Below are 14,579 nucleotides of genomic sequence, written 5' to 3'. Positions count from 1 at the left end.
TGAGGAGGGAGTTTACGAGTTTTCTGCGCTCGTATCTGGCGTTGGCTCGTTCTCAGCAAAGGCCGCTTGAATTTTCTCGGGCAACTGACGTTGCACTTCCTTAACAGCCTCATTAATTGCCGCTAGAAATGCACTTGCCGATGCATTTCCATGGCTTTTAACCACTATACCGCGCAATCCTACCAAAGATGCGCCGTTATACTGGTCGGGGTTCACCTTTTTATAGATTTTTTTTATGACAGGCATAAGTAATAGCGCCAAGCCACGATAAAGCAAATGCTTTTTCAAGGCTTTAGTCATCTTATGCATGATCAGTTTTGCAATTCCTTCACAGGTTTTCAGTGCCACATTACCGACAAAGCCTTCACAGACGATCACATCGGCCTTGCCACTGAAAATATCACTCCCCTCGCTGTAACCCGTGTAATTTATGGTGTTACAACTGCTCATCAACTTGGCAGCGGCTTTTATACCCTCATGACCCTTGATGTCTTCGGAGCCAATATTAAGCAGACTGACCTTAGGATATTCGATATCCTGCGCCTCACGCGCCACCACGGTTCCCATGATCCCGAATTGATACAAAGTATGGGCATCACAATGAACATTGGCGCCAAGATCCAACAAATAAACGGGTCGTTTTGTTTGTGTGGGTACCGTAGAGATAAGCGCTGGGCGTTTAATACCGGGCAACATTTTCAGCACATAATGGGCAATGGCGAATAAAGCCCCGGTGTTGCCGGAACTTACACAGGCTTGGGCTTCCCCGGATTTAACCAAATCAAGGGCCACACGCATAGACGCATCTTTTTTATTACGTAACGCATACGCGGGCTCATCGGCATTGGTGACGATTTGCGTACAATGTTTGATTTTTAAGCGTGGGTGTTGCAGCGCGTCTAAACGGGAAAGCTGCTCTTCAATTAGGGTTTCATTACCACAGAGGATCAGGGTAAGTGAATTATGGAGATGAACCGCTTCAACTGCGGCTGGGATAGATGAACGGGGGCCGTAATCGCCCCCCATCATATCTAACGCAATGGTTAGACTGCGTTGCATAAAGCAATCTCTTACTTAGAAATTACTTTAACGCCTTTGTAGTAGCCGTCTGCAGTGATGTGGTGACGACGGTGAGTTTCACCAGTCACTTTATCAACTGTTAGAGCTGGACCACTGATCGCATCGTGTGAACGACGCATACCACGTCTTGCACGAGACTTTTTGCTTTTTTGTACCGCCATTAGCCTTCTCCTAAGAATCTTTCTTAAGTTGTTTCAAAATTTCAAATGGATTTGGTTTTTCATCTTCTTCGTCGATTTTACCAAAGCTTTTTGGTTGCTTTGAGTAACGACAAGATGCTTCGTCATGCATAGGCACGATAGGAATGGCCAAAATCAATTCATCTTCAACTAATTGTCGAATATTGATTTCTCCGTTCTCATCTAGCTCCACAAGATCGTAGTAATCAGGGAGATGATCTGACTCTGCACCCATGCCAACCGGCGTATACGCAAAGTCTTGTTCCAAATCCAACCCAAACTCTTCATTACAACGCTGACAAATAAGAGTTGCTCGGGCCTTAATAGAACCACTGAGAACAGTTAACCCTTGTTCGTCATTCTTGCAATGAATTTGTACCGCTACTTCACCACTTTTATCCAGCACAACTTGCTCAAATCGAGAAAGTTCTTCAAGCAGTACCACGCCGTCATAATCTAACTGACGTTGTGCCGCTCTGCCCGGATCAAGGGTGACGGGAATCTTCACCTTTTGCATAGGGGCTGCATCATATAGATAGTTGTCATTAGAGTCAAAATAAAATTCGACTTTCCTTTTGTTTTTCGCCCGATTGCGCCGTATTCTAGACTCGATATTTAACAATTCGATGATCGGGCAATGAAAACAGCTTTTATCTTAGCCTCAAGTTCGCCTTTTAGGCAGCAATTATTAAAAAAAATTATCCCTGAATTTCACCACTTTTCACCCGCAATTGACGAGTCAGCCAAAGCCGGTGAACAGCCAGAGCAACTGGTACGCCGTTTAGCTCTGGAAAAAGCGCAAACCGCGTGTGATCTATATGATTGCGGCCTAGTGATCGGCTCGGATCAGGTGGCTCTGCACCAGGATGATATACTCGGCAAACCCCATACTGTAGCAAATGCTGAGGCGCAACTGGCTCGTTTTAGTGGCGAAAAAGTCACCTTTTTAACCTCTTTAGCGCTGCTGGACATAGAAACGGGCAAAAACACGGTAATAGTCGAACCCTTTGAGGTTCATTTTCGCCACTTAAGCGCCGAGCAAATACGTCTTTATGTGGCCAAAGAGCAACCCCTTAATTGTGCTGGCAGCTTTAAAAGTGAAGGCTTGGGGATTTGTCTTTTTGAAGCCCTTAAGGGCGATGATCCCAATGCCTTGGTTGGCCTGCCTTTACTACGCCTTAACCAACTACTGTTAGATTGGGGCATAGATCCACTGACGCTATAACTGTGCCAGCGCAAGAACCTCGCCAGCACAAAAATGGCGCTTAAAAGAGCGCCAATAATTCCCGATAACTGTTTACGGTCGCCTTGGGGTGAAAGATTTCTAATTCTTCCTTGGCATGCACACCAAAGGTCACGCCTATGCCATCAACCCCGGCATTGGCTGCCAGTTGCATGTCGATTTGCGTATCCCCTATCATCACCGCCTGCTGTGGCGAGCATTGATAAAAGGCAAGGATTTGCTCCAGCATTTGTGGATGCGGCTTAGATTGAGCCTCACAAGCGGTGCGGCTAATATCAAAAAAATGCGCCAGCCCGGTTTCAGCCATTAATCTGTCTAATCCCTTACGGCTTTTACCGGTCGCCACCGCCAGTGAATAACCTTTTTCCTTTAGCGCTTGCAAGGTGCTTTCAACATTATCAAACAGCGGCGTCGGCGTGGTGTCAACGGCCAGATAATGGTGCTTATATTGCTCTTCAAGCGCTTGATGAAACTCGCTATGCTCGGGAAACAAGGTGGCCACCGCGGTATCCAGGCTAAGGCCTATGATATTCTTCGCACTGATGGGGTCGGGCTCGGGCACGCTCAATGCGCGCGCCGCACTTTGCAGTGTCGCCACGATTTTCGGCACCGAGTCCATAATGGTGCCATCCCAATCGAATATCAGCAGCTCTTTATTATTGATTTTGCTCACGTAAGCGTCCTAAACAATGTTCCAATGCCGCATCTAAAGGCGCTTCCAGAGCCAAGGTAGTTTCCGTTTGCGGATGGAAAAAGCGCAGCTCACGAGCGTGCAAGAATAAACGGCCTAAGCCCTGAGCACGCATTTGCGCATCAAAGGCCTGGTCGCCGTATTTATCATCACAGGCAATAGGATGCCCTTTGCACTGGGTATGCACACGAATTTGGTGCGTACGCCCGGTCACCGGTGATGCCTGCACCAGGGAGCAATTTTCAAAACGCTCTAATACGCGAAAACGTGTGTGCGAAGCTTTACCGCGTTCATGATCAACACGCACCACGCGTTCACCGGATTGCAATGTGTTCTTATTCAGTGGCTCATTGACATTACGCACCTTGGCATCCCACTGCCCGGCTACTAGGGCCCAGTAGTTTTTCTCCATGGTTTTTTCGCGCAGTTGCTCGTGCAAGGATTTCAATACCGAGCGCTTTTTCGAGATAAGCAGGCAGCCCGAGGTGTCTCGGTCTAAGCGGTGCACCAGCTCCAGGTTTCTGTCATTCGGGCGCAACGCGCGCAATGCTTCGATAAGACCAAAACTCAAACCACTACCACCGTGCACCGCCATGCCGGCAGGCTTGTTGATAACTATAAGATACTTGTCTTCAAACAAGATGGCATCTTCGAGCTTACTCACCTTATCCAAATTGGTCGGTATAGGCTGCTCTTCGCGCTCGGCCACTTTAATCGGCGGAAGACGTACCGTATCGCCCGCTTGTAATTTATACACAGGCTTGACACGTTTTTTATTCACCCGTACTTCGCCTTTGCGCAAAATACGGTATATCGCACTTTTTGGCACCCCTTTGAGTTTGGTTATCAAAAAGTTATCTATGCGTTGTCCGCTGTAGTCTTCATCAACGGTTACAAAGCAAACCTGGGTGCCAATCGTCTCTTTCATTACCTAATCACTGATTTGAGTCATAATTTAGTTGCTTATGCTGAGGTTTTAGTGGGATAATCGCCCTTGTAAAACCTGTGCATAACACAAGATTTTACATCACCTTTGGTTTTAACCAAAACTTGCGTGCAACACATTCTGGGAATGGCGATCATACAGATTCGAGCTCGTATTTCCACAGCTTTATCACCCAGAACCCACGTGAATGCAGTGACAAACAATGCGCGTAATAGATTGTTTGTTTGGCTGCGACCGCAAGTGGTGATTGGCCCAACTGGGCAATAATAGGAAACGAAGAATAGAACATTAGGTCTTTTGCGCACGGTTCAGCATTAACATAGAACGTCAGCGAACGGCCTGTAATTAAACAAAATCATAATGCTATCGACCACCATTTGGTGTAACGGTAAACGACTATTACCTTGTTGCGTCGCCTGTCAGCCCTTAGCTGAAGGCATGAACATAGATGTGGTGTAGTGGCTCTTAATTACAGCCAAACCACTCCAAGGTAGATTTAAAACGTTAAGCTTTTTCGTTAAAAGCCCAGTCGTGAGACTGCACCTAAGACACAAAGAAGAGCGCCGAACGACCCAAGTCAGGTCGGGCACTATGTAAAGAATTTAAGAGTAACAATATGAAACGCATGCTAATCAATGCGACGCAGCAAGAAGAAATGCGCGTAGCACTGGTTGATGGCCAGCGCCTGTACGATCTAGATATCGAAAGCCCTGGACACGAACAAAAAAAAGCAAACATCTATAAGGGTAAAATTACCCGTATCGAACCTTCTCTTGAAGCCGCCTTTGTTGACTACGGCGCCGAACGCCATGGCTTCTTACCACTGAAAGAAATTGCCCGCACCTACTTCCCTAGCGGTTATACCTTTAGCGGCCGTCCTAATATCAAGGATGTGATCCGTGAAGGACAGGAAGTGATCGTCCAAGTTGATAAAGAAGAACGTGGCCAAAAAGGCGCAGCGCTAACCACCTTTATCAGTGTTGCCGGTAGCTACCTGGTGCTAATGCCAAACAACCCTCGTGCTGGCGGTATTTCTCGTCGTATCGAAGGCGATGAGCGTGTAGAGCTTAAAGAAGCACTAAGCCGCCTGGACCTGCCTAAGGGCATGGGCCTTATCGTGCGCACCGCGGGTGTTGGTAAATCATACGAAGAGCTTGAGTACGACCTAAAAGCCCTGCTGGTACATTGGCAGGCGATTAAAGATGCAGCCGACAGCGGCAAGGCACCTTTCTTAATTCACCAGGAAAGCAACGTTATTTTCCGCGCTATTCGTGACTATTTGCGTCGCGATATCGGTGAAATCCTGATCGACAAACCGCGCGTATTCGAAGAAGCAAAAGCTCATATCGAGCGCTTCCGTCCAGACTTTATGAATCGCGTTAAGCTGTATCAAAATGATGTGCCCCTGTTTACGCACTATCAAATTGAAAGCCAAATCGAGTCGGCGTTCCAGCGTGAAGTACGCCTGCCTTCTGGTGGTTCAATCGTTATTGACCCAACAGAAGCCCTGACCTCTATCGATATCAACTCGTCAAAAGCGACCAAGGGTAGCGATATCGAAGAAACGGCACTTAATACCAACTTAGAAGCCGCCGACGAAATTGCCCGTCAGTTACGCCTACGTGACCTAGGTGGTTTGATTGTTATCGACTTTATCGATATGACGCCGCCACGCCATCAACGTGAAGTAGAAAACCGTCTTAAAGATGCGGCGCGTCAAGACCGTGCCCGCGTACAAATCGGCAAGATTTCACGCTTCGGCCTGTTGGAAATGTCACGTCAACGCCTGCGCCCTTCACTAGGTGAAGCGAGCCAAGGCAGCTGCCCACGTTGTAGCGGCCAGGGCACCATACGTTCAAACGAGTCTATCGCCTTATCTATCTTGCGCTTAATCGAAGAAGAAGCGATCAAGGACAATACCGCTCAGGTTAATGCTCAGGTACCGGTTGCCGTTGGTGCCTACCTGCTTAACGAAAAGCGTCGCAGCGTACAGCGCATCGAAAAACGTCACAACTGTGATGTAGTGATCATTCCTAATCAACATATGGAAACACCGCATTACGAAGTAGTGCGTTTGCGCAAAGACGAAACTCTGGAAGCCGCCAGCTACGAGCAAATCATTGAGCCAGAGCCAGAAGCAATTGAGTACTCGCGTGCGCCGGCTATGCCACAGCGTGAAGAGCCTGTGCTTAAAGGCGTGGTAATGCCACAAGAGCCAGCACCTGTTGCCCAGCCTAAAGCTGCCAGCCCTAAAGCCAAGGCAGCTGCACAACCAGGCCTGATTGAGCGCATCGGCAAATGGCTTAAAGAGCTATTCGGTGGCGAAGAGCAAAAAGAGCAAGAGAAAAAGCCGAGTACGGATGAGCAAAAAGAGCGCCGCTCGGGTGAGCGTCGTCGCAATAACCAGCGCCGTCGCAGCAATCAGTCGCGTAACCGTGGTAAAGGCCCGCAGCAAAAAGGCGGCGATAAGCCTGAAGCTGAGAAGAGCGAAAGTAACGAGCAAAACCGCAGCGATGAGCGCGGCGGCCAACGTGGTGGTCAGCGCAACAACGAGCGTGATGACAATCGTGGCTCGGATAACCGCAACAAACGCCGTCGTTCGCAAAACCGTCGTCGCGACAACCGCAACGATAACGAAGAAGTGCGCAAAGAAACGGTTGTTGAAGCTCAAGACGAGCAAGAACAAGCGCCTAAGCAGCGCCGTCAGCGCCGTAACCTTCGTAAGAAGGTACGTGTGTCAAATCAGGCCGAGCAAACGCTTACAACTGAAACAACAACGCCTGCAGTAGATGCTCAAGAGCAACAAGCAGCGCCGGTTGTTGAAGTAGCTCAAGAAGCCCCAGTGCAAGAGCAGCCAGCTGAGACTGCACAAGAAAAGGCTTCACCAAAAGCTGAGTCTAAGCCTGCACCTAAGGCTGAGCCAGTAGCTCAGGCAGAACCCAACGCCGAGAAGCAAGAAGGTGAAGAGCAAGCCGAAGGTGAAAAAGAAGGCCGCACTCGCAGCCGTCGTTCACCACGCCACCTGCGCGCCGCGGGTCAACGCCGCCGTCGTGAAAAGCAAGAAGGCGAAACGGATAAGCCAGCCTTTGTCCCTGTCGCGGATCAAGCCATGGCGGAAGAAGCAAAGCAAGACGCTGAGCCAGCCGAGCAGCGGGTAGAAACGCCAGTGGAGCAAGAAGCCGTTGCAGCTGATCCAGCACCAAGCCAGGAGAGCCTAGAGCCTCAAGCCGAAGTGGTTGCAGAAACTGTTGAGCCACAAGCTGAAGAAGCGGTTGTTGAAACACCTGCTACTAACAGCGAAGAGCCAGCGGTAGAAGTTGTTGCCGAGCAAGACGAAGCAAAACCAGCTGAGGCTGAAGCTCAAGTTGAAACTCTTGTTGAGACTGCTGTTGAAGCAGTTGTTGAAGCACCAGCCGAGCCAGCTCAAGAGGAAAAGGTTGAAGTTGTTGCCGAGCAAGCTGAAACAAAAGTTGCAGCAACAGCTGAGCCAGCCGCTAAAGCTGTACGCGCAATCGGTCATGCCACGGCGCCTATGACACAGCCTGTAACCCAAGCCATGCAACCTCTGAATGACTTGCCACAGCCAATGCCGGCTGAGCAACGCACCGCGGTTGTAAACAGTGGTTTGAAGCCCGGTTCAGTTGCTCCTGCACACCATGCCTCCTGTGGCGCGGCGACACCAAAAGCCCCACAGATTGCCGCTGAGCCGGTGCCTGAAGTAGCTCAGGCTGATGCCGAGTAATTAGGGTAAACGTAAAAAGCCGCTGATTTCAGCGGCTTTTTTTATGTCTTTTTATATCCTAAAACTATAAGCAGGTTTACCCCCTACTCTTTATCCAACTGCTCAAGCTGATCTTTTAGATTTGGCGGCACGCCCTTGATGGTCAAAGTGTCATAAACCGGATCGTATATCACCCGCTCACCCAAGTGCTTGCGCTCAAAGCCAACGCTCACACCACCACCCATGCCAGATAACTTCACCATACCGGTTACGGTTTTCTTATCGACCGGGAATGACTCGGCCAAATCATAATTTTGCTGCTGATAAAAATCATTAAAGCTATTTTCATCATCCTTGCTGATGGCCTTACCGATTTCATCAATTTGCGCATCTTCGCCGCTGCTTAAGCGGTCACTGCAATAATCAAAAACTTCGCGGCGACGTTCGTCTTTTTCCGCCTTGTCCAAGCCTTGCTCGCTTAAGTAGTCTTCAACGGCGGTAAGCATGGAGCGGCTTTGCTGTTTCGGGTCGATACCTTCTTCACAGCCTAAAAAGTCCAAGAAGAAATCGGCAACCTTGCGCCCAGCTCGGCCTTTGATAAAGGAGATATAGCGATTATCGTCTGCCTGTGTGTCCCAGGCAGCTAAGTCTATACGCGCCGCCAATTGCATGCGGGTAATATCCAGGTGACGGGAAGAAGCCAAGTCCAACTCAGAGGTAATGCTGTAGTGCTCTTTAATATTAATCAGGGCAATTAAAATATATTCCGTGGCAACATACTGATAATGACAAAAAACCAGATAGCCAGTTTCATTAAAGGCATATTTATCAAGCTCTTCTTTTAATACCGTGGCGGCCTGCTCGGTAACTTGCCAAAAGCCAAGCTCATGATTGCGGTAGCTTTGCATAGCACTTGCCACAACACTGCTTTTATCCGCACTGAAAGCACAAAAACCCTTGCCTGGCTTGCCGTTATAGGCGTGATGTAACTGCTCGATAAACACATTAACGCGCTCATTGATGGGCATTTCGTCATTGCGCAAGTGAATTTGGGTATTATCGTCGTCTTTATCGACGTAATGTACAACCAGCTTCTTAACCTCAGTGGTCATCTTTGTTTTTCACTCCTACGGTGTTAAAATACAAGGACATATATAAATCAGTAATGAACCACCGATGCCAGCGTTATCCAAATATACCAATGAAGAAGTAGAACAACTTGTCGACCAGCTTGTCGCTGTACTTGCCGAAAAAAAGGCACCGGTTGATTTAAGCCTGATGTGTCTGGGCAATACTATCACGCATATTATTAAAGAGCATGTGCCTGAAGCAAAAAGAGCCGCCGTGGCGCAAAACTTTGCTAATGCCCTAACGGATTCGTTGAAGTAACCCGATGAATCTGACAACGCAAAATCAATTTTCTTCTCGAGTCAGCCAGTTACTGGCCTGGGGCCACTGGTTTACCCTGGCTAATATTGGTCTTGCGTTGCTGCTTAGCCTTGCCTATTTATTTGCCGATGCGCCTCCAGCAACGGCTGTTGGCACCTTTTATATGGTGGTGACCTGGCTCAGCCACACCGCCTTTATTACCTTTTTAGCCTTTGTGCTGACCATATTCCCGCTATCCCTGGTTTTTCCCTACCCTCGTCATATTCGCGGCATGGCCTCGGTGCTGGCCACCATAGGCATGACCTTGCTGGCGGTGGATGCCTTTGTTTATTACAACCTGGGATATCACCTGAATTACAGTGCCTTAGGGGAAATTTTATCTCTGTTTTGGCGCAATGTAAGTAATACCCCGGCGCTTTCGACCCTGATGGTTAGCACCTTTGTCATCTTGATTTTGGCCTATCAGCTGATCGTCAGTAACTATACCTGGCACCATCTGAGTGACCTCAAACGTCTGCGCATTGGTCGCGCCATCACCACCGCATTAGTGGTGTGCTTTGCCCTTAGCCACAGCATTCATATTTGGGCTGACGCCGAACTAAAATTTGATATCACCAAGCAGGACAATATGTTGCCTCTGTCTTACCCGACTACGGCAAAATCCTTGCTGGCCAAAAATGACCTGCTCGACCTTAAGCGTTATCAGCAAGAGCGCTCGGTTAATGTTAATGCGCCCAATGTCAGCTTTGTAATGCCGGCACAATTGCCAAGCTGTAACCTGGCGAAAGATGCTGCCGCAGTGGATATTCGCTTATTTAGCTCTGAGGCTGACTTAACTCGCTTTATTGAAGCGAACCCGGCACTGCGGCTAGTTGCCCCTATTTTGCACCCAGCCAACGCTGAGGACACCATATTCAATGCTCTCTATGGCTTACCTAGCTATTACCGCCAAAGCATGAGCAAGGATCACATAGATCCGCTATGGCGACGCACGCCATTAACACTGCAAACAAATCTAGCGCAATTTGATTTTATTCATAACGATGCCGACGCCCTGGTCAAGGTCACCCTTGATGAGCACATGCCGGTGCAAGACTCACATACAGTTTTTGCCTTTACCCTTGCCAGCGAGAGCACAGAGCGCATTACAGCAATTAATCAGTTATGGAGCTCAGACTCGCGTTTACAGAATCTCGGCCATATAGTGCAACCCCAAGACATACTGGCCACAGTGCTGGCTGAGCACTTGCAATGCCCAGAGTTGGCCACCAGCGCATTAATTGCCAATAACATGCTCGGCAATGACACTCAGCCCAATATCAATTACTCACAAGGGGTGTTTATCGCCCTGCGTAAAGACCGCATTACCTTGTTAAGCAGCGACGGCAGTTATAAACATATTTCTGCCAGCGAGGGCTTTAATGTCGACCAAGAACTTAATGTGCCTTTTTTAATTCAAGGCCTTAAGCAGCTCAAACGCTTTAACGCGCAATAAACGGATAAAAAACAACCACACATATTTAATACCTTTGGCTTACTTTCGTGACATTCAATTTCAGTTCATCTATATTGGGTGAAGGATAAAAAGAATAATTAAGCGAGGTGAAATGGTGACTAGCAGATTAGCGCTCCAAGGAAGTGTGTTAATACTTAGCGCGGCGCTGCCTGCTTTGGGTTACGCCAATACTACATACTTTAAGTGCCAAACCGAAGCAGGCATGGTATTTAGCCAGTTCCCTTGCGATAAAAATGCAAAGGAGCAAGAAGTCTCACGTACTCATTCCCACCAACAGGTCCCCAAAGAAGAGTACAGCAGGCAATTAACCGGGCTAGAGAAAGAAAACAAGCGCAACAGCATCAATATGCAAATTAACAACACCAAGCAAGAAGTGGTGCTGTTAAAACGTGAGCGCAGTGCCAAAACCTTAGCCCAAGAGTTACGCTTGGAGCACCTGATGTCAGATGATGAGCGCTCAGCACTGAAAAAAGAGGTGCAGAGTAATATCAAGGATATTGAATATCGCTATACTCAGCGCATTAAAGAAACCGAACAAAAGCTGGCAAGGTTAGAAAAGTCCCTGGCAAAATATCAATAACACTTACAAAGACCTTGCAATAAATTAGTACCATGGCTTAAGGTAGGTTAGAGTTTATACTCTAGGGGCTTTAACTGTGTATGCACAAGCAATAGCGCAACAAATTCTTAATGGGTTTTTCCATCACTATAAGTTGTTCCAATCGATCACGGCGCAAGCTCCCGAGGCCTTTGCCAAGCGTGATTGGGCAACCATGCGTCATATCGCCAGTTTGCGCATTAGCTATTATGATACCCGAGTAAATGAAACCGTTGACACCCTAGTCTCTGTGGTCAGCGATCCGGCGGACAATCCCCAGCTATGGATAGACACCAAGGAATGCTATAAGCAGTTTTTAACCTTTCACCCTCAGGCTGAGCTTGCAGAAACCTTTTATAACTCGGTGTTTTGCCGCCTGTTTGAGCGCCAGTATTACAATAACGACTTTATCTTCGTTCAGGCGACCCTGGCCGATGCTCCGGCGCTTCCGGTTGAAGCAGAATATCGCAGCTATTTCCCCGTGGTTGAAGGCCTAAAGCCCACTATTCGCCAAATTATCACTCAGTTTGAGTTTGGCTGCGCCTTTGCCAATTTAGAACGTGATATTCGCTTGTTATTAAAGGCTTTTATAAAACAAGCGCCAGACACCCATGTTAAAAGCCACCAAATGCGTTTTGATATACTGCAGGCCCCCTTTTATCGCGGTCAGGCCGCTTATATCGTCGGTCGTATTGTTTCATCGACTGGCTCTCAGCCCTTTATCATTGCGGTATTACATAACAAAGACCGCGGCCTCTATATCGATGCCCTGCTCACGCGCTCATCGCAAATGCGGGTGATCTTCGGCTTTGCCCGCGCTTATTTTATGGTGCAAACTCATGCGCCCTCGGCCCTGGTGCACTTTCTCAATCAGCTCATGCCCGGCAAAACCAAGGCCGAACTCTATAACGCCATAGGTTTTCATAAGCAGGGCAAAACCGAATTCTACCGTGAGCTACTGGCACATATGCAGCATGCCCAGGAGCGCTTTGAGCTGGCCGCAGGTACTCCGGGCATGGTGATGATGGTGATCAACCTGCCCTCTTTCCCTTACGTATTTAAAATAATCCGCGACCACTTTGGTTCCAGTAAACCCTTTGGCAGACAAACCGTACTCGAGCGTTACCAACTGGTTAAACGCCACGACAGGGTTGGCCGCATGGCCGATACCTGGGAGTATTCCGATGTGGCCCTGCCCCTGAGTTGCTTTAGCGATGAATTGCTGCAACAGCTGGAAAACAGTATTGCTAATTCGATGCGTATCGAAGGCGATATGCTGATCATCAAGCACCTCTATATCGAACGCCGCATGACGCCGCTAAACCTTTACCTGCAAGAAGTGGATAAGGAAAAAGCCGAGCACGCCATTATCGAATACGGTCAGGCGCTTAAAGAAATGATCGCCGCCAATATTTTCCCCGGCGATATGCTGTTGAAAAACTTTGGCGTCACCAAACATCAGCGTGTGGTCTTCTATGACTATGACGAAGTGCAATACCTTACAGATATGCAATTTCGCGAATTCGATTACAACGATGAGCACAGTATTTCGGTCGCCCCAAACGATGTGTTCCCGGCTCAGCTAACCACCTTTGTGCTACCTAACCCTACTCATAAAGAAATATTTATGCGTTATCATGGCGAGCTGACTGAAGCCGCCTATTGGCAGCAGGCACAGCAAAAAATTGTCCGCGGCGAATATAAACAGGTTTATCCTTATCCCAAAGAACAGCGATTTATACACCTTTGGTAGCCTATCCTGCTACCCAAGAATAAGCTAGACTAACTATAAATATAATAAATGGCATAGCGGAATGAACATAAACAAAATTGATTTAAATCTTCTCGTTTATCTCGATACCTTATTGCGCGAGTGTAATGTCACCAAGGCGGCCAATCAGCTCAGCATTACTCAGCCGGCCATGAGTAATGGCCTTAAACGCCTGCGTAACCTGTTGAATGACCCCCTATTGGTGCGCACCAGTGAGGGCATGGTCCCCACAGAGCGCGCCTTAGAGCTGCAACCTGTGATCCGCGGGGTGCTGATGACCCTGGAAGAAACCTTGGCTCCTAACCGCGACTTTGAGCCCGCCAGCAGTAAGCGCGTATTTCGTATTATGGCCAGCGACTATGCCGCCAGTACCTTGGCTCCGCGCCTATTAAGTAAACTCCATGCCGAAGCGCCGGATACCACCTTGGATATACTGACGCCCAGTGACGTTAACTTCCACGACGTTGAAAACGGCAAGGTGGACATGGCCCTCAACCGTTTTGAGAAGCTGCCTCAGTCTTTCCACCATAAACGTATTTGGAAAGACAGCTTCTGCTGTCTGGTTAAATCCGATAACCCCATTTTAGAGCGCTTTAATTTAGAAAGTTATTTACAGGCCAGACATATCTGGGTGAGTAAAACCGGTTTTGGCGTGGGTGTGGGTATGGATCCCAAGGACGTACAAAAGCTCGGTTGGGTTGACGAAGCCCTGGCGCACTTTGGTAAGCACAGAGACATAGCCACTTTCACTCGTAATTATCATGTAGCCATTCACCTGGCTAAAGAGCTGAACCTGGTCGCCACCTTGCCCTCTAAGGCGGCTAAAATCTATCAGGATGACCCTGGGCTCACCATTTTAGAGCCGCCCTTCCCCATACCGCCATTCGAGCTGGACATGATTTGGTCACCGCTGCTGCATAGGGATGTGAGCCATATCTGGTTACGACAAAAAGTGGCAGAAGTGGCGCAGGAGTTGGCGTAAAGTACGCCCAAAGCGCTTTCGGCCATATTCTCTTACATTACTGTGGTCGGTGCTTTGCGCCGACAATGCTAACCCTGGGCATATTTGTCGGCCTGAAGGCCTACCTACAACCGTCCTGTAGGTAACCCCGCGGGCGTCTGTGCGGCTCAGCTGGTGCTGTTAAAACAAAAAAGCCCACAGGGCCAAAGCTTGCGACCGAACGCCGAAAACGGTTAACCCGAGAGGGATAAGCTTGCCTACGTCCTGTAGGCAACCCTGCGGGCGCCTACGCGGCTCAAAACGCTCTAGGCATTTAGGTGCGCTCATATATCCCTATATTCGCCCCTTCGGGTGCTTCGCAGCACAAAACGCTCCCTGCGTTTTGTCGAACCAGGGTTCTCATCATGACCTCCCCACTCAGCTAGTGCGGTTAAAACGAAAAAGCCCAGCATAAAGCTGGGCTCTTTCGTTTTAATGCATGGCG

The 14,579-nt window shown here is 48.6% G+C and carries 13 protein-coding genes; 7 read left to right on the top strand and 6 right to left on the bottom strand.

Translation table 11 applies throughout. The features are described from left to right. Nucleotides 1-12 precede the first annotated feature (12 nt). The 3 genes from plsX to yceD are packed head-to-tail and all read right to left on the bottom strand — an operon-like array spanning nucleotide 13 to nucleotide 1,776. Complete coding sequence (plsX, locus tag WCN91_RS04590) at nucleotides 13-1,059, bottom strand: phosphate acyltransferase PlsX (protein WP_342676735.1); 1,047 nt, start codon at nucleotides 1,057-1,059, stop codon at nucleotides 13-15. Between the two features lie 11 nt (nucleotides 1,060-1,070). Beyond that, on the bottom strand, nucleotides 1,071-1,241 hold the full coding sequence (rpmF, locus tag WCN91_RS04585; protein WP_105190738.1) for a 50S ribosomal protein L32: 171 nt from the start codon (nucleotides 1,239-1,241) through the stop codon (nucleotides 1,071-1,073). A gap of 10 nt (nucleotides 1,242-1,251) precedes the next feature. Continuing rightward, nucleotides 1,252-1,776, bottom strand: coding sequence for a 23S rRNA accumulation protein YceD (yceD, locus tag WCN91_RS04580; RefSeq protein ID WP_342676732.1), 525 nt, complete (start codon nucleotides 1,774-1,776; stop codon nucleotides 1,252-1,254). 120 nt (nucleotides 1,777-1,896) lie between these two features. Between yceD and WCN91_RS04575 the strand changes: the two genes are divergently transcribed. After that, nucleotides 1,897-2,484, top strand: a complete 588-nt coding sequence (locus WCN91_RS04575; protein ID WP_342676730.1) for a Maf family protein — start codon at nucleotides 1,897-1,899, stop codon at nucleotides 2,482-2,484. A 40-nt stretch (nucleotides 2,485-2,524) separates the two neighbouring features. On the opposite strand, the gene WCN91_RS04570 is transcribed toward WCN91_RS04575, so the two are convergent. Both WCN91_RS04570 and rluC read right to left on the bottom strand, forming a co-directional pair. Next, nucleotides 2,525-3,175 (bottom strand): HAD-IIIA family hydrolase, encoded by a 651-nt coding sequence (locus WCN91_RS04570; protein WP_342676728.1) that lies wholly within the window; start codon nucleotides 3,173-3,175, stop codon nucleotides 2,525-2,527. After that, on the bottom strand, nucleotides 3,159-4,121 hold the full coding sequence (gene rluC / locus WCN91_RS04565) for a 23S rRNA pseudouridine(955/2504/2580) synthase RluC (RefSeq protein WP_342676726.1): 963 nt from the start codon (nucleotides 4,119-4,121) through the stop codon (nucleotides 3,159-3,161). The genes WCN91_RS04570 and rluC overlap by 17 nt, the downstream gene beginning before the upstream one ends. Before the next feature lie 634 nt (nucleotides 4,122-4,755). Between rluC and rne the strand changes: the two genes are divergently transcribed. Next, on the top strand, nucleotides 4,756-7,881 hold the full coding sequence (gene rne / locus WCN91_RS04560) for a ribonuclease E (protein WP_342676724.1): 3,126 nt from the start codon (nucleotides 4,756-4,758) through the stop codon (nucleotides 7,879-7,881). 83 nt (nucleotides 7,882-7,964) lie between these two features. On the opposite strand, the gene yejK is transcribed toward rne, so the two are convergent. Next, a complete protein-coding gene (gene yejK, locus WCN91_RS04555; protein ID WP_342676722.1) occupies nucleotides 7,965-8,972 on the bottom strand; it encodes a nucleoid-associated protein YejK in 1,008 nt (335 codons plus the stop codon). A 64-nt stretch (nucleotides 8,973-9,036) separates the two neighbouring features. On the opposite strand from yejK, the gene WCN91_RS04550 reads away from it, so the two are divergent. From WCN91_RS04550 to WCN91_RS04530, 5 genes are all read left to right on the top strand, one after another. Continuing rightward, nucleotides 9,037-9,249 (top strand): YejL family protein, encoded by a 213-nt coding sequence (locus tag WCN91_RS04550; protein WP_105190744.1) that lies wholly within the window; start codon nucleotides 9,037-9,039, stop codon nucleotides 9,247-9,249. A 4-nt stretch (nucleotides 9,250-9,253) separates the two neighbouring features. Beyond that, a complete protein-coding gene (locus tag WCN91_RS04545; RefSeq protein WP_342676719.1) occupies nucleotides 9,254-10,744 on the top strand; it encodes a DUF3413 domain-containing protein in 1,491 nt (496 codons plus the stop codon). A gap of 145 nt (nucleotides 10,745-10,889) precedes the next feature. Beyond that, the gene (locus WCN91_RS04540; protein ID WP_342676717.1) at nucleotides 10,890-11,345 is read left to right on the top strand and encodes a hypothetical protein; all 456 of its coding nucleotides are present in this window, start codon (nucleotides 10,890-10,892) and stop codon (nucleotides 11,343-11,345) included. Nucleotides 11,346-11,421: 76 nt separating this feature from the next. Continuing rightward, nucleotides 11,422-13,116, top strand: a complete 1,695-nt coding sequence (gene aceK, locus WCN91_RS04535) for a bifunctional isocitrate dehydrogenase kinase/phosphatase (RefSeq protein WP_342676715.1) — start codon at nucleotides 11,422-11,424, stop codon at nucleotides 13,114-13,116. A gap of 61 nt (nucleotides 13,117-13,177) precedes the next feature. After that, the gene (locus WCN91_RS04530) at nucleotides 13,178-14,116 is read left to right on the top strand and encodes a LysR family transcriptional regulator (RefSeq protein WP_105190748.1); all 939 of its coding nucleotides are present in this window, start codon (nucleotides 13,178-13,180) and stop codon (nucleotides 14,114-14,116) included. Nucleotides 14,117-14,579: the final 463 nt, after the last annotated feature.

This window comes from Pseudoalteromonas qingdaonensis (genome assembly GCF_038739665.1).
Taxonomy (GTDB): Bacteria; Pseudomonadota; Gammaproteobacteria; order Enterobacterales; family Alteromonadaceae; genus Pseudoalteromonas; species Pseudoalteromonas qingdaonensis.
This window is presented reverse-complemented; position numbering and strand designations above follow the sequence as displayed.